Genomic DNA, 20,697 nt, shown 5'->3' with positions numbered 1-20,697 from the left:
CGGAGGTAACTATGGTTAAAGCACATATTGTGAACCATACGCATTGGGACCGAGAGTGGTATTTCACCTCGGCCGATGCACTGGTTCTAAGTGAACAACTTTTTACAGAAGTAATTGACGAATTGAAAAAGCACCCAGAAGCAAACTTTGTACTTGATGGGCAGTTGTCGATTTTAGATGATTATGTCGCACTGTACCCGGAAAAATTAGCGGATATTAAACAATTAATTGCGGATAAACAACTTTTCATCGGTCCATGGTTTACACAAACAGATGCCTTTTTCGCGCATGGTGAGTCGATTTTGCGCAATGCGATGATTGGGATTTTTGATAGTAAAAAATACGGCGACTACATGAAAATTGGTTATTTGCCAGATACATTTGGTTTTAATGCCCAAATGCCGACTTTACTTGAGCATGCTGGCTTTGATAATGTGATTTTCTGGCGTGGGATTCATCTTGGTGAACATGTTGCGTCTCCGTATTTTAAATGGCAAGGACTTGGCGAAGAAGCGTCTATCTATGCGATTAACATGCCACAAGGATACGGCACAGGTATGCTGCTGGAACCAACTTCGGCATACGTGGATGGGCGCCTTGATCCAGCGATTGATTTTATCGAAAAATATAGTAAAACGACCGAAGTATTAATTCCATCTGGAAACGATCAGCTGAATATTATTAGCAATTTTGCCGAGAAATTAGCAGAAATCAACAAGATGGGACGCCATGATTATCAACTTAGCACCTATCAAGATTTTATTCAATATGTAAAAGAGTTACCAGATTTAGAAGAATATCGAGGCGAATTTAGAAGTCCGGTGCTTGCGCGAGTGCATAAAACCATTGGCTCCAGCCGAATGAATATTAAGCTAAAAAGCGCGTCACTCGAGCAAAAACTGCTAACACGTATTGAGCCACTTCTTGTTATTGCTAAAGCATCTGGAATTTCTATTAGCGAACGGTTACTAATGCATACGTGGAAGAAACTCCTAGAAGGTCAGGCGCACGATAGCTTGGCGGGCTGCGTTTCTGATCCAGTTGCCGAAGATATTTTGCACCGGATGAAAGAAGCTGACGAACTATGCGATAGTATTGAAAACACGATTGTGAAAAAAATTGCTGATGATTTGTCACTTGCGGCGAACGAAATTATCATTTTTAATACGGATTTACATGATTTTGACGGATATAAAGAAATACAAGTAGTAACTGAGCATAAAAACATCCATTTCCCAGCGTTTCCGGATGCAACGATTGTTCAAGAAGAGTTCATTCCATCGCGCGAAAATGTGCTAGAAGAAACGCCAGCCGGAAACCGGTTTATTGAAGAACCTGGCTACTATGTGCTTCAAGTGCGCATCAAAGTGGAGCTTCCAGGCCTTGGTTACCGGGTGATTGCTTTTGAAGAAAATGACCGCGAACTGGATTCGATGATTGCTTCCAATGATCTGGCAATCACGAATGATTTCTACAAAATCACTTTTGAAAATGGCGAAATTGCTCTTGAAAAACCAAACGGCGAACGCCTGACTTCTTTCATTACGCTAGAGGATGACGTGAACGCAGGCGATACGTATGATTATTCACCACTAGCTGGGGATATTGCAGAACTGTTCACTTTTTCCACAGCAAATACAGAGAAATCGAGCGAAGTCGAACGTTTAATTTTAACAGGAAAAAGCGATTTCCCGCTTGATCGTTTGACGAAAGAAGGGCACGGCGACCTACAAATCAAACTCATTTTAGAGGTGAAAAAAGGTAGCGAACTGCTGGATGTTAAAGTCGAAGTAGATAATCAAATTAAAAATCATCGCCTACGCTTAAAAGTAAACACAGGTGTGAAAACAGACTATAACATCGCCTCACTGCCATTCGGATATATCACAAGAAAACCAGTTGTACCAGCGAATTGGCAAGAAACGTATAGCGAAATGCCAATCGACATCGAACCACTGGAACAAAGCGTGACATTAACCAATGAAACAGCTAGTTGTACAGTTTTCACACGTGGGGTTAAAGAATACCAACAGTTGGATCAAGATATAGCACTGACGCTACTGGCAACAACCGGACAACTTGGAAAACCTGATTTAGCTTACCGACCAGGCCGGGCATCAGGCGACACAACGAAAAAAGGTCATGTGCTCATAGAAACAGAAGGTGCGCAGTTACTTGGCAAACATCAATTCACACTAGCCATCTATCTTGGCGACAAAGCTTTCGATGAACATAAAACAGCTGAACGAACAAAAGCGTTCAACCAAGCAAACGTGTCTTATCAACGCCAGCCGTTCAACCACTTTTTACATCGCTTGGACAACAAAATTCAAAAAACAGAACGAAAATTAGGTGCAAAACAAACATTAGCTATGTTGAATTTACCGGAAGAATACTTAGTGTCAGCGTGCCACCCATCCTACTACACAGCAGATAAATACATCATCCGCCTGGAAAACCCAACTAACACACCACAAAAGTTGGTATTACCGGATGTGTCATTTGAGTATGTGAATGCTATCGAAGAAGTTGTCGCAAATGACAACAACACGATTCCAGCATACGGCGCTGTTACGTTACGATTAGAAATATAGAATAAAAACTTGCTCAAAGCATTTATTTTGAGCAAGTTTTTTGTATTAGTCGTAAAAATTCCTTCGAAGCACTGGAGAAAGTTTGATTCTTTTTCCATACAATACTAATACCAGCAGTTAGAGGCGGCGAAAAAGGGATAAACTTTAAGTTAGTATTTTCCGTATTGATAATACCGTCAATGCAAAGAATACTTGCGATGTTCTCCTTAGCGAGCAAAGAAGCGTTATACAGTAAGTTATATCTCCCAATAACATTCAATTGTTCAAAATGCCCTCCAAGCCAACTAGCTAGCTGATTATCAATGAACGACTGGTTTGAAACGACAATCGGATTAGCATCAATATCACTAGGAGTTACAACTACTTTTTTCGCTAAAGGATGTTTTGTATTGACTAAAATCCCCCAAGTATCTTCTATAGTAAGTGGTAAATATTCATATTGTAGTTTTTCGACAGGGTTAATTACCAACCCAAAATCCAGTAATCCATGCTCAATTTTTTCTAAAACATCATCCGCATTGCCGCTATGCAATTGAAAAGTAATGTCGGGATGTTTCTCTCTTAGTTCATGTAACACGCTGCCGATAAATTCAAATCCTCTTGTTTCAGCAGCACCAATCATTATTTTTCCACTAATCGTCTCATTTTGCAGCAAATTCGAAGTAGTCAACTCCACTAAAGACAAAATTTCTTTTCCACGATTCGCTAAATAAAGCCCATCCTCCGTCAACGTAATAGACCTATTTCCACGAATAAATAAAGTTACCCCTAGTTCTTCCTCAAGTTCCTTCAATTGTTTAGAAAGCGTTGGCTGAGAAAGATGAAGCACTTCCGCAGCTCGACTAATCGTTTTTTCACGTGCAACAGTTAAAAAATAATTCAACACACGAAGCTCCATTAAAACCACCCTTTCCCATAAATAAAATGAATAGTTGGATATGCTTTATAAGTATTATTCAATTATAACTTCTCTCGCTATAATTAAATAGTAAAAGATTTTCGAGGGGGAAAGAGCATGATAGAACAAGATTTACAGAAAAGGCTAGTTGACCAAGAAATTCTCCAAGGGTCGGATTTGTTAGACGAAATTCACAAAGTAAAGCAAAACAATGAACAACTTATCATCGAACTAAACACCAAGTACCACACAAAAAAAGAAGTGACTAAATATCTCAGTGACATCACCGGAAAACCAGTCGATCCGTCAGTCGATGTCTCACTTCCTTTTTATAGCGACTTCGGGAAACATATTACTTTTGGGAAAAATATCTTTATCAATTTAAATGTAACTTTCGTGGATTTGGGTGGGATTACGATTGAGGATAATGTCTTAATTGGCCCAGGAGCAAGACTTGTGACCGTTAACCATTTAGTTAGCCCGAAAAAAAGACGTGGCTTAAGAGTAGCCCCAATTTGTGTGAAGAAAAACGCCTGGATTGGTGCAAACGCAACGATATTGTCAGGTGTAACAATCGGCGAAAATGCCATCGTTGCTGCGGATGCTACCGTCACAAAAGACGTCCCAGCAAACGTCATCGTCGCCGGAAGCCCAGCCAAACAAATCCGTAAAATTATCGAGGAATAAGGAGAGGTAGCAAATGACAATCAAAAACAAAGTAATTATTATAACCGGAGCATCATCCGGAATTGGTGAAGCAACAGCCATACTTTTAGCCGAAAAAGGGGCGAAGTTAGTTCTTGCTGCTCGTCGCGTGGAAAAACTGGAAAAAATTGTCCAAACCATTAAAGCGAGTTCAGGTGAAGCAATTTTTGCCAAAACGGATGTGACAAAACGCGAAGATAATAAGAAATTAGTAGAATTAGCGATTGAAAGATACGGAAAAGTAGATGCAATCTTTTTAAATGCGGGAATCATGCCGAATTCGCCATTATCTGCTTTAAAAGAAGACGAATGGGAGCAAATGGTTGATATTAATATTAAAGGCGTACTGAATGGAATTGCGGCAGTTTTGCCTTCTTTTATCGCCCAAAAATCAGGTCATATCATTGCCACTTCATCTGTTGCAGGTTTAAAAGCATATCCCGGCGGTGCGGTTTATGGCGCGACTAAATGGGCAGTCCGCGATTTAATGGAAGTTTTACGAATGGAGTCAGCCCAAGAAGGCACCAATATCCGCACAGCGACCATTTATCCAGCAGCTATCAATACGGAATTACTAGAAACAATCACGGATAAAGAAACCGAACAAGGAATGACGAGCTTATACAAACAATACGGCATCACACCTGATCGTATCGCGAGCATTGTTGCGTATGCTATCGATCAACCCGAAGACGTCAACGTAAACGAATTCACAGTCGGACCAACGACCCAGCCATGGTAAATAGAAAAGCCTTGAACTGATTGATTATTCGTTCAAGGCTTTTTTTGGTATTGCAGGAGCGGATTAAACATGGTATCTTAAATTGAAAGCGCTTAAAAAGGAGATGACCCAATGAACCGTAAACAATTAGAACAACTAAACCCAAAGTGCCTTTATGAAGTATATGATGACGAGCAAGAAACAAATGATTTTCGTGTGGGATATATCAGAGCTATTTTTGATTCGTTCATTATATTGGAAAAATACCATACTAGAGTGGGATTTGATGGTTTTGCACTCGTAGCAAATGAAGCTATTTTTAAAGTTCAACAAGATACTCAATATTTGAAGCCGTACCAAAATTTAAATCGCCCTCAGGAACAAATACCTGAATTAAGTAAGGAAGGCGACACACTATTGAATTTTCTGGAATGGACGAAAAAGAACAACAAATTAGTGGAAATAATGACTGTCTGGGATGAGCTAATTATCGGGACGATAGAAACAATTGAAGAGAATTTGGTGATGCTTAATACCGTTGTGCCTGAAGACTTTCAATCTGACGGGAAATGCTTTATAGAATGCGACAATATTGTTGATATTTGTATTGATACAGCACGACTGAAATTTATTACTACTTAACGTTAATTATAATTAAGAAAATTAATAATTCAAATAAAAAGTAAAAAAATTACAATTCCGTTCACCAAAAAAGAAAAATACATGCTATAATAATTTTGTAATATTAAGAAAAGGACCAGTTTTATTTCAATTAAAACTGGTCCTTTTTTAGAAAGAGAGGGCAGTGAGGTAGATAACGGGAGATAGAAAAAGAAATAAAAGGTAAGGCATCGACATCGAATGAAATTACATTAAAAGAGGGAGAGCTTGACACATGAAAATACATGCAAAAGCAAAAAAAGTACTAGTGAGCTTGATAGCATTTATGTTATTCTTTTCACTATTGCCTGGTTATGCACCATTAGCGGAAGATTCACCTGTAGAAGTGGATGCGCCAGACAAGAAAGCGGGAGAACAAGCACCAACAGAAGTTAAAGAAGAACGAACAGAAAATGAAGTGGTTTTTGATAACCACGACGGGAGCTTTACAAAACAAATCTTTGCGGATCCTATCAATATGGAAGTTGACGGGGATATGAAGCGCATCGATGCGAATGTGGAGAAAGAAGCAGATTCTGACATGATTGTTCCAAAACAAACCCCATTAGAATTAGGCTTCTTAGAAAAAATGGAAGACGGGGCATATCAGAAACTAACAAAAGCTGGCGCAGAAGTTACTTTTCGCTTAAAAGGAGCACGTACAGGCGAGAATGAACAAGCAGTAACAGACCAACCAGCGACCTACAAAGAAAATGAAGTTACTTATGAAAACGTATTTCCTAAAACAGATCTAAGGCATTTAACTTTTCCACAATCAGTTAAAGAAGACTTAGTACTACAGGAACCAAATCAAGTAGATACGTATGTTTATCAAATTGAAACAAAACTAGATTTAGAACTAGCGGAGAATGGCGATGTGCTATTCAAAAATAAATCCGACGAAACAATGTATACGCTTCCAAAACCAGTCATGACAGATTCCAATGTCGGCACTGAAACCGGGGAAGCGGCACAATCCGAAAATGTTTCCTTTAAAGTGAAACAACTGACCAAAACAGTGTATGAACTACAACTAAAAGTAGATACAGAATGGCTAAATGATGCCGCTCGCGAGTACCCTGTCTATATTGATCCATCTGTTCGTTTAGATAAAATTTATAATGCCAATATTAATTCGGCTAAACCAACCGAAACAAACATCGGTAGTAAACTATGGGATTCTGGCCAAAATGCTTATACTTTAAAACTCGGTAAATGGGACAATTCAACAGGAAATAATGCCGCTTTTTTAAAAATGGATACATCTACTTTAAATAAAGCGACTATTTCTAAAGCAACATTGAAAGTCTATAACATTTGGCATATGTCCCCAACGGTTAAAAATGATCTTTGGTATTACGAGGCAAATGCAAAATGGTCTCCGTGGCAAGTGACTTGGAATACAGTGCCACCTGTAACGAGATTAGGGAGTGTTAACGTTGGTCGTGGTGAGTGGGCGAACTTAGACGTAACCAAAACTGTCCAAGCATGGGCAAGTGGCTCACGAGTGAACAACGGTTTTCGCTTAGGTACTAACATTAACAAAAACTATTGGAAAAAAGTTGTAGCAAGTGAAAACAATAAAAATTATCCCTATTTGGAAGTGAATTATACGTACGCACAACCAGAAAAACCAACCGTAAAAACAAGTTCAAACGGTGTTGGAACTGGAACAGGATACATGGATTTATCTTGGAAAGCGGTTCCTGGTGCGACTAGTTATAATATTGTTATTTCTAATGGATATAAATACGAATATTTTAATACAAAAAGTACAGCAACCACTTGGAGTACCAAAGGAAAGAAAATTTTCCCAACAAATGACGAAATTGCTAAAGGAGAATTTGAATTCCATCATGATGGCAAGGGAACCGACTTCGCTCTTGATCCGCGAGCGCAATATGAAAATGCCTTTCAAGCCGGAAGTACTTTTGGACTTCGCAATTTAACACGCTATTTATTCAGAGTACAAGCCGTTTTCCCGGGTGGAGAAAGTCCGAATTCCGACTTAGTATTCGCCTACATGCCAATCGAAAAACCACAAGCTCCTGTTGCAAAAGCGTATTCTAACTTGGCACATAAAGAAACAGGTTACGTGGAACTTAACTGGGAAAAGAGCCCAATGGCAGATGGCTATAAAGTACTTGTCTTTAATGGGAAAGCCTACGAAGAATACGATGTCGGCGCAGAAACAAAGTGGACGACACAAAACAAAGGTATTTGGCCAACCAAAGAAGAAATTGCTGAAGGGAAATATGCTCTACACCATGACGGAAAAGGCGCAGAACTCGCAAAAGACCCTTCCCCAGTATATACCAATTCTGGCGGGAATTATAAAGAGCGCAAAAACTACTGGTTCCGCGTTATCGCTTATCAAAAAGCAGGAAATAACACAACTAGCGTGCAATCAGAACCAGCCACACCATCTATTCCAGAGGCACTCAATAAACAACTAGGAATGGTTGATTACTGGACAAGTGTGCCAGTTCGTGGTGGCGAAGTGAACGCTACAAACGGAAACTTTTTATTCCATGAAACAGATTTCAAATTAGAAGGGCGCGGTCCAAGCATTAATGTCGACCGTACGTTTAATAGCCAAGATGATGCAACTGGCATTTTCGGTAAAGGCTGGACAAGCACGCTCGAAGAAAAACTCGTAGAAGAAGAAAACGGTAATATCGTTTGGGTGGAATCGGACAAGAAAATCCATCGTTTCACTAAAAAAGGCGATAAATACGAAGCACCACCAGGCATTTACTCCGAGATTACTAAAAACGCAGATGGCTATTTGAAAATAGAAGAAGATAAGTCAGAAACACGCTTTTTAGCTGACGGACGATTAAAATCCGAAAAAGATACAAAAGGCAACGAATTAACATACGAATATACTGACGGCAAACTCACAAGCTTGCGCGACGCTTCCGGACGTACCGTTACTCTCACGTATGAAGGCGAGCTAGTAAAAGAACTTGTCGGACCAGAAGACCGTAAAATCAGCTACACGTATAATGACAAACAAGAGCTAATCAGTTCATCTACTGCCCGCGGGAAAATATATCGTTACGGCTACACAGATGGCTTATTAACCTCGATTTACGATCCAAAACATACAGAAGAAAAACCATACGAAACAACTTTTGCCTATGAAGAAGAAAAATTAACAGAAATAACCGATCCAGTCGGCAAAAAAACAACACTTTCTTATGACAAAGCAGAACAACAAACAACTTTAACAAACGAGAAAAAGAAGAAAACCATTTATTCCTACAATGATGCTGGAAATCCAAAGAAAGAAATTGTAGATGCAGATGGTCTCAAACTTACAACGACTTATACGTATGAATCAAACAACCTAGTAAAAGAAGTGAATCCTAAGGGACAAGAAGAAATGTACGCTTACGACGCAGATGGTAATATTACGAAAGCGACAGATGCATACGGAACAGAATCATACACTTACAATGATAATAACGATGTAACGAGCTCAACCGATACAGAAGGACGCAAAACAACCGTTACTTATGACGGAGCAGATGCGGTATCAGAAACACTTGCGACAGAATCCCAAGTATCCTCTGTAACACAGTATGACACCTATGGAAATCCAATTCGCGGTAGTGGCGAACTTTCTTCAGGCGGTAACTTACTTCAAAACAGCGGCTTTGAAAAAGGAGCAGGAGTTTCCAACTGGACACTGATTCAATCTGATGCAAAAGGTAGCATGACATTCGATAACACACAGTCAGCGCCAGGAGCACTAGGCGGTAGCGGTTCCGTTAAACTAACGAGTGAAGCAAGTTCTACTGTAAAAGGTTATTCATCCGTTACCCAACGCGTCGATGTAGAACCAGAAACAACGTATACATTTAGCGCCTGGATTAAAACATCCGGAATGACAAACGCCGATGCACTTCTCATTGGCCGTTTACAAGATGCGAATGCAAAAGATATTACCGATGCCGGCGTATGGCAATCCAACCGCGCCACATCCATCAAAAAGAATGGTGACTGGGTAAAACGCCAACTAACTTTTAAAACATCTAAAAACACACGCCAAGTCTTGCTTTATTTGGACAATGAACAACCAGCTCCACATAAAGGAAAAGGAACGATTTGGTACGATAATGTTCAATTTGAAAAAGGCAGTGTTGCTTCCAGTTACAACCCAGTAGTCAATAACAGCTTTGAAAATCATAATGGAACACTTCCGACTGGCTGGATGCGTACAGGCAATACCGCGCTGACACAAGCAAAAGTAGTCGATAATCAAAGCCACAGCGGTGATAGCGCCGTTTACTTCGAGCGAAAAGCAACAAGTGAAGCTTACACGCATATTGTCCAAGATGTACCCGTAAATCAAAAAGAAGCCAAAGCATTAACAATTTCCGCACTATCCAAATCAGAAGACGCCAAAGCAAACGGTTCTGTTGCAACGATGTCGAACGATTATTCGGTATGGGGCACAGTATATTATCAAGATGGCACAACTTCTTCTGTACAAGGTCAATTCCCACTCGGAACGAACGACTGGAACCGAAGTGCTGTAGTTGTTAAACCGACCAAGCCAGTCAAAATGATTAAAGTTTACACCATGTTCCGCAATGGTTTAACCGGAAAAGCTTGGTTTGACGATGTACGTGTCATAGAAGGCGAAGTATTAACAAAAAATGAATATGACGCTTCCGGCAACTATGTAACAGCCAGCTATGACGAAGAAGGCCGCAAAATCAGCTTCACTTACGATATTTACGGCAATAAAACATCCGAAACAGACGAAAAAGGCAACAAAAAAACTTTAACCTATGATGCAGACAACGCGCTTATAGACACCAAACTAGCGAACGGCACATCCGTAGCCTATAAGTACGACGACAATGGCAACACCACCGAAAAAAATGTCACTGCATCTGGCAAAACGCAAAAAAACATCTATGAATATGACGTAGATAACAAAATTACCGCATTTACCGATGCACTTAATCGCACAATCAAGTATGAATACGATGCAGCCGGTAATGAAACAAAAGCAATCATGCCAAATGGTCGCGTAACCGAAAGCACATACGATTCCGCTGACCGCATGGACGGGATTAAATGGAATGATAAACTAGCATTTAAATTCCAATACAATCCAAACGGCAACCAAACAAAAGTAACCGACGAAATTAACAACATCGTAACCGACAAAACTTACGACGATGCCAACCGAATCACCAAAGTAGCCGAACGAGGTGGCGACGTAAGCTACACTTACAAAGACAAACCAACAAAAGACAACAAAGGGAAAACAGACAAAGTCGGCGAAGTAGCCATTAACCACGGCGACTACACAGCAAAAACAAGCTACACTTACAACGACTTAGACCGGAATACCCGAGTAAATGACGGAAGCAAAAACGCCTATTTCGAGTTTGACGAATTTGGAAACATCAACGTCTACACAGCAGGAAACGGCACCGCAGCCAACTACACCTACGATAGCACCCAAAAAGTCACCAACGCAGCTATTAGTAGTGCAAGCGGCACCCAAATTTTAGACGAAAACTACACCTATGACGCAGCAAGCAATCGCACAAGCATCGACAACAAACAAGACGGAAAAACAACCTACGAATATGATGCAGTCAACCAACTAACCAAAGAAACACTACCAAACGGCACCGTAAAAGCATACACATACGATGGCTTCGGAAACCGTACACAAGTAGCAATCAGCGGAAGCGAGACAAAAACAATTGCCGCAAGTTATAATGATGGTAATCAACTGGTTTCGTGGAACGGAGAAGCTCTGACGTATGATGCCAATGGTAACCGTACAAGCGATGGCAAGTACACGTATACATGGGATACCGGCGACCGTTTAAGCAGCATCACGAAAAAAGGTGCGAGCGAGCCGTATACGAGTTATACGTACGATGATGATAACCGCCGCTTGTCGAAAACAGTCGATGGTGTGACGACGAATTATCATTATGACGGAGATAGTATTGATGTTCTGTATGAGACTGATGGTGATGGAAAAGTAGTTCGTCAGTATGTTTATTCGGATGATAATGTTCGTTTAGCAATGAAGATGAATGGAAAAACTCTCTATTATCACTATAATGCGCATGGTGACGTAATTGCACTCACGGATGAAGCAGGTAAGATTGTCGCAGAATATGCGTACGATGCTTGGGGAAATGTGCTGAAAAACACTGCCTCTACAAAAGAAGCCAAAGCCAATCCTTATGCATATGCGGGATACACGTATGACAAGGAAATCGAACAATATTACTTGATGGCGCGTTATTACGAACCAGAGCAAGGCGTGTTTACCGCTTACGATCCAGACCCAGGCGATGAAGACGACCCGCAGACGATGAATGGGTATAATTATGCGAATAATAATCCGGTGATGATGGTTGACCCGGATGGGAATTTAGCTTGGTGGATTGGTGCAGCTGGTGGAGGTGCTGCGTTGGAATTAGGTAGGTACTTAGTGAATAATCGTAAAAAAGGATATTCATGGAAAGGTGCAGGTAAAGCTGTTCTATGGGGTGCAGCAAAAGGTGTATTATCAACAGGAGGATTTAGGTATCTTCTCGGCGTTAGGAAACCTTTAACATATGTTATAAAAGGTGTAAGGAAGGGGAAAATACGACGTGAACTAAGAATTGGCATTAAAAGCATTAAAAGGACATACAGAAAATATACAAAAGTAAATAAAAAAAAGTCCAAACAGGTTAAAAAATTTGATTACAACAAAAAGAAAGTATATAAAGGGAAGATTGTAAAAAAAAGAAAAAGAAAATAAAAATATAAAAAAGGTTGAGGAAAATGAATATTCTAATTGGTTTAAGTTGTCTTATATTAAGCATGCTAATATTCGGTTTATGTTTTTATATTGCAGGAAAAGTAAGCAATGAAGTAATTGCATATATTTGGGTATGGCTTGGCATAGTTTTATCTTCTATAGGACTTATTATGTTCTGGATAATAACCTGAATTTTTAATAGAGTTCACATACCAAAAGATAATAATTTTAGAATCATTAATAATTTACTAATAAGGGGGAACCAAAAAATGTCCACAAAATTCATGTACGAAAGATTACTAAAATGCCAGGAAGTAAATAAACTAGTAGCTATCTACGCATCACGCGAAGACGATTATTTCGAAGCTGGCTACATTGAAGCAGTTACAGCGAGTGATGTTATGTTTCGTTCGCGACGTTCGGATGGTTACGAAGAAGGACATGTTGTTCTTCCATTAGAATTAGTGTACCGAATAGAAATTGACACAGCACATTTAAAAACAGCTGAACTACTCGCAAAACATCTTAATCAACCAATCAGCTCAGGATTATTTGAGAAAGCACCAAACAAAAAGCATTCTCTTTTCGAAATTGCCGCTGATTATGTATACCAAAGTAAAGAGATAATCTTTATTGACATCATAGGCGACGAGACGCCAGTAATTGGAATGATCGCTGAAAACGAATATGAAGGATTAGAAATTACTTTAGTGGATGACGAAGGTCGATTAGATGGGACTTGTTGGATAAAGAAAGAAGATATTCTAGCCCTGCGTTTCGGCGGCAGTGTAGAACAAGATTTGATGAACAAACTAAAAAAATAAACTAAGAATAAGCCCTCCACTTTTACAGGGAGGGCTTATTCTAAAAGTAAGAGAACCACTGTGGAGGTTAAATCATGATGAATCAAGAACTTATCAAACTGCATGAAGTGTTACTAAAGGATATTTCCAATTTAGATGATGCTGAAAAAATCTCCATCATTCAAGAACGAATTACACATGCCTTAAATCTAGATAAACGCAGGTGGGATGAGAAAATGCTTTCCAATGTTTCCATCCGCACAAAAAAAGCAACCCGACCGAAAATGCAGGTGGGAGATGTGTACGAAATTTATTTAGAAGAAGTAAACGTATATGGCTATGTAGCTATACTAAAATTGGAAGATGATAAAGAGGAAGATGATTTCTCCGTATTTGGGCTCTTTAATTATTTCAGTAAATTACCGGAGAAGCTTGAAAAAATAATAGCTAAATTAACTAGAGAAAATATCTTTATGTTTGCAGATTCAGGTCACACAGGAATTATTCGCAAAGAGTGGAAGAAAGTAACCAATTTAACATTTGATTGGCAAGTGGATTTTGCTAAATTAGAATATCTTAAAGTAGATAACGGAGGAGTCTTACGTCCTAATGAACGGTTCTATTATAAAAGTGTAGGTCATCCAAATAATGGAAATTATATGCGAATTGATTACAAAGAAGCCGTAGATATTAATAATCCATATGGACTAAATGGTCAACATTGGATTGAGGGATATTTGGCGGGAGCGTATAGTGGAAAGAAACTTATTGAAATAGCGGAAGAGGGCTTGAGTCAGGTGAAGTATGATTAAGAGCTCGAAAAGAAATCAATACTTGTTTTAAATGGGTATTCATCAAAAATAAAAAGAAGAAAATAACCAAATTAGGAGATTGAAATGGATTCAATTTTGAAATTAATAATGGATTTGGAATTCATCAGCATAATTATAATGTGTATAGTTATTATAGATTTTAAGAAAGACAACTTCTTTTCTAGGTGTATGCAAGTATTAATATTGTTAACTTTATTTGCGGTTACGGGAATAACTATCTACTTTTAAGAAGGATCGGGGGATAATATGTTACTTGTGATAATAATATATTTTGTTTTTCTACTTTTATTAATTATTGGCTATGAAACGAGACGTAAGAAAAACAATAAAACCGTCCTTAACAGTATAGCTATCATTATTTTCCTGCTAGCCCTTATAGTTTATTGTATAATGCTAGTCCCTCGGTTGGGTATTTAAGGAATGAAAGTCGCTATAGAAGTTAAGAACAAATTATTTTTATACTTAGTTTTAAACTTAAAGAAAAAACTTTTAAAGTACAGTTTGTTATAACATTGGTAACGGTGTTTGTCTGCTTTCCTACATATGTAATATTGTTTGTTTATAGGTTCTATATTCTTTTCTAACCCATGCAAGGAATAAAAATTTTAGAAAGCCTATTGCAAAATGCAGTGCAAAAACGTGAGGAGTGACAACATGATATACAGTGTAGGTATGACTACCATGGATTCATATGATGAAAAAGAACAAGAGTATTTTAGTATTATGTCTGAAATAAGAACAGTGGTAAATCCACTATTTGATAAATATGATATATATGAATATACAGTAGATAGAAAGAAGCGAAGTGAGCTAGCATTCCCATTAAAGCCTAAGCGTTTTCTAAATATTTTTAAGACAGAGCCGATGAGGGAAAACCCTGAAGTGATGGTATATAACAAATTTATAATTGTAACTAAAGGAGTCGATATAAAGGCATTACTTAGCGGAGTATCAGACCTTAATAGGCGCGAAAACATTGAATATTTTTTAGTGCAAAATACAATCATGACTTACCAGATTCTAGAAGGCGAAGCAATCAATTTCTATGCAAAAGACTTGAAATTTTTAGTTGATGAATTAGCTTTATAGCAGTGAACTATGTGAGGCAAATTTATGTTATTAAGAATACACCATCCCACCGAACAAACTAAAAAAAGAATTGGAGAAGCATAGATAAATGATTCATTTAAAAGGTATAACTACTGCGGGTGCTTATGATAATCAAGGTAAATATTTAGAAGAAATTCATGAAGATATTGAAAAAATAATGAAGCGGCTAATTCTTCAATTTGATATATATCAATTTCATATTTCCCATAATTTTGAGGCAGCTGCTGATAAATCAGTCCTTGTGAAACAAACTAGATTTAAAAAGACATATATTCATTTTTATAAAGAGGATGAAGAACGATTTAAAGAGGGATCTAGCTATGAACAGTATTTTTTATTAGAAAAAGATTGCGACATCTCTGAGCAGATAGATAAATTAGAGCTTAGCGAAATACCAAGGATAGAAAATATTAGAGCCAAATTGTTATCCATTTTCCCATTATTAGTCGTTTTATCAGATTCAAGTGAGTTAATGGCGTATTCAATGGAAAAATCGAATTTAGAGCTGATATAAATTCAGGAGGTATAAAGTGGGAAACCAAGAACAATTTATTGATTACTTTGAAGTTAAAGGGATTGCTAAATTTCGAAATAAGATACATAAAGCTTATAGAAATCTAACATTTCCAGGGCTAGACTTCCCGTATTGTGTACCTGACAAAGAATATAACTATTTATATTTCCCATTAGATGCTTTTGAAAATACGAAAGAAGGAAATCGAATTTTATCCGTACTTTTGTTAGATAAAGAAAAAGATATATATTTTCACTCAGATGTTTTTGGAATGTTTTTAACAAGTTGGCTATTACTTGGAAAACTAAAAATAAAAAGTATAAATGAATGGGATGGGGTATTCAGCGAGAATATCCTCACAAAAGGATCAAGAAATCCCATTAATTTAGTTGATATTAGCCCTACAATATTCCTGCTAGATGGGAGTATATTAATAAAGTTTGATCGTAGTTCTCATTTAGTCATCATTGGATTTTCTAATAAAATAGAGCAAATGAATAGTGAGATTCGACTTTCTAAAGATGAAGTGGTAGATTATTTTATTAAAAAAGATGCAGCAGATGAGTCAGAAGCAGAAGATTTTAAAGAAGCATATTTAAAAAACTACTATTCATTGAGCATTTAAGACTAAAAAGTTAATAAAGAATCGCGATAACAATATAGAAAGTTGAATGAAAAATGGACTTTATTTTAAATGTTTTAATTAACATTATTGCTTTTGTATGCTTCTTAGTTGGTGGAAATGCAATTAAAAAAGAGGAGCAATTAATGGGAAAAGCGATTGGCAGTTTATCAATAGCTGGATTGGCGATAGTCGGAACGGGGTTAATTCTTTCTGGTCTAGAGGAACTGCACACATATATGTACATTATATTAGTAATTGAAATAGTGATACTTTTCGCAAATGTATTCATGAATTATTTAAGTAAATTCGGAAAATCGGAAGTTTTAATAGGTGCATGTGTATTAATTCTAACGATATTTAATTTATTTACTTATGTAACTTATGTGGTTTTGACTTTTGTTTTTTACTGAAAAACTGACGCTATAAAAGGAGGAAATTAGGAAACGATTATGATTGAATTTATTATCGATGTATCAATAAATTTTATTACATTTGCAATTTGTTTCATTCCGCTGCTTCTCTCAGAAAAAACTAAAGGTATCTTGGAAATCGTAGGTGCAAGCATACTTTTTGCGGGGATTATGATAGTTGGAACAGGTATTTTCATAAGCAGTAGTGAAACCCTAAAATCATATATTTATGTGACTTTGGTAGTGCAAATAATTATTTTGTGCATCGAGCTCATATTAGTTTTAAGGAGTAAACGTAAAGGAAAGTCTACAATTTTATCCATCCTATCAGCAATTTTAGGTATAGTCGCTTTAGGAATATATATTTATTATGTTATAGCGAGTTTTATTTAGTGAAAATTATTTTCCAAAGATAGAAAAAATTAATAAAAAGAAAAATTATTAAAGAAAAGATCACAAATGGTTTTAAAAAGGACTTAGAAGATAACTTGAAAGCGTATTTTAGTTGAGAGATTTTATATGCTAAAAGGAGTAATGCTATTGAATAGACCAGATATTATAAAATTAAATTCATTGCTAACTAAGAATATTGATAACATTGAGACGGAGGATAGTTTAAACGAAATAAAGAATAGAATTTATCAAGCATTGACTATGGATTTAAGGTTGTTTAATGAAAAACAACTATCAAGCGTTTCTATTCGGACGAAAAAAGCGTTAAAACCAAAGTACTCACTTGGAGACACTTTCCAAATATATTTAAATAAAGAGAAAGTCTATAGTTACGCAATGTGTGTAAAAGAAGAGAGACCAAACGAGGATATTCCTTATCATCTCTTTGCATTTTTTGATTTTTTTCCAAAAAAAGAAGCAGTGTTACAAGATTTAGAAGAGCAATTAGTCTCAGATAATGTCTTAATGTTGTCTCATTGTGGAGTTACGGGAGTACTTAATGGCGAGTGGCAAAAAGTAACCAAGATAGAACCATTATATTGCGATTTTTCTAAAATTGAATATGTGAGCAAAGAAGATGAAGGAGTTTTACGACCAAATGAAATAACATACTATAAAAGTATTGGCGATCCAAATAATGGAGAATTTACTAAAATTGATTATGAAGAAGCAAAAAAAATAAATAATCCATATGGAATTCCGGGGCAATTTTGGATAGAGGGATTTTTAGAAGATTTATATAAAGGGAAACCGATTTTTTAACTCTGGAGGAAGAGGATTTGAATCAAGTGAAGTATGAATGGGATAGGAGCGAAATATGTATTTAAAAGAAGTGAGATTATACAGCGATGAAGATGTTAGCAATATACCTTTTTCAGAAACATTTCACATCCAGGCAGAAGCAATTACAGATTTATTCTCCAGCTTATTAGGCAAGATTCGCACTGAAAATGTTAGTGTTATCAATATTAATTGTGCGGTAAAAGAAAATATGGAAATTCCAATGATAATCTCTACATTTCTAGATGTTTTTATCGAATATGATGTTTCGGAATTCAATAAATTAAATGAATTTGAGAAAGAACAACAACTTGTAAGATTACTGCAAAATGGCTTAGAGAAAACAACAGAAATTTTGGCTTTAGATAAATGGATTTTTGAACAGGTATTTAAAGCGATGGAGGAACGAAACTTTAAAAATTATTTTATTTGGAAGAAGCCTAAATCTAGTCCAGATAGAAAGCTCAGAGCCTATGTGGAAATTAATTGGGGAATTGAACAGACAGAAGCCTATATAATCATTGAAAATAGAAAGAAACAAGTGGAATTAAAAGAAAAAATAGTTTTGAAGCATCCAGGGCGTATAGGTTTAGATATATTGGGAGAACTTATATGGATAAATAACTATACGGTAGAATTGAGACATAAATATATCAAAAAAGAAGTATATGAATTTTCGGTCGCTGCTAAAGATTGAATCGTTATAGATTAATTAGATATTAATGGGATGAGAGAAATATTTTCAAATGATCCTAGAGGCGGGAAATTAATTATGAAAAATATAGATAATGACTTGTTTTTAAGAAAAAATCAATTAGAAGGAACGATGTATGTAGAATTTAAATACAGTTCCGCCGAAAAAGAATTTTGGAATGAAGATTCGTATTATATTAATAGCGATATTTTTGAATATTTACTTGGTGTTTTTGAAAAGAGTAAAGCGGATTTCAGTATGTTTGGGGAGAATTATTTTAGTTTTGTGGAAGTAGATAATTTAATAAATAGTCTAAAAAAGATAGATCTTGAAGGAATTGCAGATAAGGTTATAAAAAATAGTTTTAAAGAAGATAAATACATTGAAAAAATACAAATAATAAATTCATTAATCAGCTTGGTTCAGAGGTTAGAGGCTTGGCTAGTAAAAGCGATTGAGTTAGACGTTATTGTAATTATATTAGGACTCTAATATACAAAACTAAGCACCGGATATAGCGAAGTGGTTTTAGAAAGTGAAAATGAATTCAGCATTGTACAGCTTTCTAAACTTTGAAGAAAGTCTATAGGGAAGAAATAGCATTAAAAATAAATAATCCTTTATAGGGAGAAAATAATGTTAGACAAAAACCAATCATGTATCACAAAAGACGAATATTTTTCTCCTATCAAGAAGACTTTGGCATTACTGGAGCAGGTCGTATGTGAGAGTAGGAATTACAAGTAGGAGGGAGATAAGGTGAATAAAAAAAATAAATCTTGGAAATATTTTAAGTTAAGTTTATGCTTTTTGCTAGTAGTAACGGTGATTGTGTATTATTTATGGGAGTTACCAGGAGCTCAATCTATCATCGAGGTTAGTGTAGCTTTCATTCTGCTTGCAAATATATTTATGTTATTTGATTTAATTAAAAAAATGAATAAAAATAAAAAAATTCAAGGTTATCTTCAAACTATTTGTATAAGTATGTTTGTAATCGTTATTAAAAGTTCATTTTTTTTATATTAAAGTCTAAGGAGAACTTAAATATGCCTGATTTATTAATCTTTCTGTTAATAACAAATATAATAATTTTAATCTATTTCCAAGTGTTTTCAGATAATACCCCTAAAAAATATAGAAATACATATATAATGACCGTTTTTTTGATTGTTTTTATGATTTTTGGATTATATGAGTACTATGCTATTAAGGAATTGTTTAATTAGTAAATTATTGATAGCTTTTTTGATCGAAATCTAATAATCATAGGCATATTGCAAAATTTAAAATAAGGGAATGAATGATTTTATGTATAATTTATCCGGTTTTGAGATTGAAGAAAGAATAAACAAACTCATTCATGTTGAAAAAACACTACCAAAACAAATATTTTTCGAACCAAATAAATACAACTACTATTTTGAAGAACCAGAGGCTATCTCTATAGACGATGAGGATTTTATCAAGATGATAAAACAGTTTGTTGAAAAGACGCATGATAAGGAAGCCTATATCAGTGAAATTTTGGAAGAAAAGAAATTTTTGCAGAAGTGGAAAATAAGCTTAGAGTTAAGACGGAAAATAGACTTTTCTCAGAGCGACAGTGATATTATTAATGATTTAGATATTGATAATATAATGGAAAAAAACGTGCTCATCCATTTTTTCATGTATTTTCCATCTGAGCAAATTTTTATTTTAGCTGATGGATATTCAGAAATAGCCGTATTAGCCATTGATAAAAAGCTCGATGTGGATGTTAGTTGGTATGAGGTTGAGGAGTATTGCTCTGTCGAAATAATTAAAAAGAGATTCAGTAATGGATTAATAAAGAATTATAGAAATTTTTCTTAGATGATATAGCACAACGAATTCAGCGGGGAGCTAGGAAATGAATATTCTAATTGGTTTAAGTTGTCTTATATTAAGCATGTTAATATTCGGTATATGTTTTTGCATTGCAGGAAAGGCAAGCAAAGAAGTAATTGCATATATTTGGGCATGGCTTGGCATAGTTTTATCTTCTATAGGACTTATTATGTTCTGGATAATAGCCTAAAGCTGAAAAATTCAAAATCGTATTTCAGCTAAGAGAAAA

17 protein-coding genes are annotated in these 20,697 nt (G+C 36.1%); 16 read left to right on the top strand and 1 reads right to left on the bottom strand.

The window, feature by feature from the left end:
* Positions 1-11 precede the first annotated feature (11 nt).
* A complete protein-coding gene (locus tag AC4PG8_RS06175) occupies positions 12-2,594 on the top strand; it encodes an alpha-mannosidase (RefSeq protein WP_492170156.1) in 2,583 nt (860 codons plus the stop codon).
* A 22-nt stretch (positions 2,595-2,616) separates the two neighbouring features.
* On the opposite strand, the gene AC4PG8_RS06170 is transcribed toward AC4PG8_RS06175, so the two are convergent.
* The gene (locus AC4PG8_RS06170) at positions 2,617-3,492 is read right to left on the bottom strand and encodes a LysR family transcriptional regulator (RefSeq protein WP_045554339.1); all 876 of its coding nucleotides are present in this window, start codon (positions 3,490-3,492) and stop codon (positions 2,617-2,619) included.
* A 117-nt stretch (positions 3,493-3,609) separates the two neighbouring features.
* Between AC4PG8_RS06170 and AC4PG8_RS06165 the strand changes: the two genes are divergently transcribed.
* From AC4PG8_RS06165 to AC4PG8_RS06095, 15 genes are all read left to right on the top strand, one after another.
* Positions 3,610-4,179 (top strand): DapH/DapD/GlmU-related protein, encoded by a 570-nt coding sequence (locus AC4PG8_RS06165; protein WP_003760436.1) that lies wholly within the window; start codon positions 3,610-3,612, stop codon positions 4,177-4,179.
* Positions 4,180-4,192: 13 nt separating this feature from the next.
* A complete protein-coding gene (locus AC4PG8_RS06160) occupies positions 4,193-4,939 on the top strand; it encodes an SDR family oxidoreductase (protein ID WP_492170155.1) in 747 nt (248 codons plus the stop codon).
* A gap of 195 nt (positions 4,940-5,134) precedes the next feature.
* Positions 5,135-5,560 carry a hypothetical protein gene (locus AC4PG8_RS06155; RefSeq protein ID WP_185505496.1) on the top strand — a complete coding sequence of 142 codons (426 nt, stop codon included), beginning with the start codon at positions 5,135-5,137 and terminating at the stop codon, positions 5,558-5,560.
* 253 nt (positions 5,561-5,813) lie between these two features.
* The gene (locus AC4PG8_RS06150) at positions 5,814-12,374 is read left to right on the top strand and encodes a DNRLRE domain-containing protein (protein WP_492170154.1); all 6,561 of its coding nucleotides are present in this window, start codon (positions 5,814-5,816) and stop codon (positions 12,372-12,374) included.
* 269 nt (positions 12,375-12,643) lie between these two features.
* A complete protein-coding gene (locus tag AC4PG8_RS06145) occupies positions 12,644-13,198 on the top strand; it encodes a hypothetical protein (RefSeq protein ID WP_185540622.1) in 555 nt (184 codons plus the stop codon).
* Positions 13,199-13,272: 74 nt separating this feature from the next.
* On the top strand, positions 13,273-13,989 hold the full coding sequence (locus AC4PG8_RS06140) for a hypothetical protein (RefSeq protein ID WP_160464262.1): 717 nt from the start codon (positions 13,273-13,275) through the stop codon (positions 13,987-13,989).
* A gap of 675 nt (positions 13,990-14,664) precedes the next feature.
* Positions 14,665-15,099: a hypothetical protein gene (locus tag AC4PG8_RS06135; RefSeq protein WP_492170153.1), complete on the top strand. Its 435-nt coding sequence runs from the start codon at positions 14,665-14,667 to the stop codon at positions 15,097-15,099.
* 88 nt (positions 15,100-15,187) lie between these two features.
* A complete protein-coding gene (locus tag AC4PG8_RS06130) occupies positions 15,188-15,634 on the top strand; it encodes a hypothetical protein (RefSeq protein WP_492170152.1) in 447 nt (148 codons plus the stop codon).
* Between the two features lie 16 nt (positions 15,635-15,650).
* The gene (locus AC4PG8_RS06125) at positions 15,651-16,259 is read left to right on the top strand and encodes a hypothetical protein (RefSeq protein WP_492170151.1); all 609 of its coding nucleotides are present in this window, start codon (positions 15,651-15,653) and stop codon (positions 16,257-16,259) included.
* A gap of 53 nt (positions 16,260-16,312) precedes the next feature.
* On the top strand, positions 16,313-16,669 hold the full coding sequence (locus AC4PG8_RS06120) for a hypothetical protein (RefSeq protein WP_492170150.1): 357 nt from the start codon (positions 16,313-16,315) through the stop codon (positions 16,667-16,669).
* Between the two features lie 534 nt (positions 16,670-17,203).
* Positions 17,204-17,884 carry a hypothetical protein gene (locus tag AC4PG8_RS06115; RefSeq protein WP_225903290.1) on the top strand — a complete coding sequence of 227 codons (681 nt, stop codon included), beginning with the start codon at positions 17,204-17,206 and terminating at the stop codon, positions 17,882-17,884.
* Between the two features lie 55 nt (positions 17,885-17,939).
* The gene (locus AC4PG8_RS06110; protein WP_160464257.1) at positions 17,940-18,599 is read left to right on the top strand and encodes a hypothetical protein; all 660 of its coding nucleotides are present in this window, start codon (positions 17,940-17,942) and stop codon (positions 18,597-18,599) included.
* Between the two features lie 75 nt (positions 18,600-18,674).
* Positions 18,675-19,088 carry a hypothetical protein gene (locus tag AC4PG8_RS06105; protein ID WP_160464256.1) on the top strand — a complete coding sequence of 138 codons (414 nt, stop codon included), beginning with the start codon at positions 18,675-18,677 and terminating at the stop codon, positions 19,086-19,088.
* A 267-nt stretch (positions 19,089-19,355) separates the two neighbouring features.
* Positions 19,356-19,625, top strand: a complete 270-nt coding sequence (locus AC4PG8_RS06100; RefSeq protein WP_492170149.1) for a hypothetical protein — start codon at positions 19,356-19,358, stop codon at positions 19,623-19,625.
* Positions 19,626-19,907: 282 nt separating this feature from the next.
* Positions 19,908-20,453, top strand: a complete 546-nt coding sequence (locus tag AC4PG8_RS06095; RefSeq protein WP_160464254.1) for a hypothetical protein — start codon at positions 19,908-19,910, stop codon at positions 20,451-20,453.
* Positions 20,454-20,697: the final 244 nt, after the last annotated feature.

This window comes from Listeria sp. MAN/IMW/UF555, assembly GCF_058684075.1.
The sequence above is the reverse complement of the archived record's forward strand: the minus strand, read 5'-3'. Positions and strand labels throughout refer to the sequence as shown.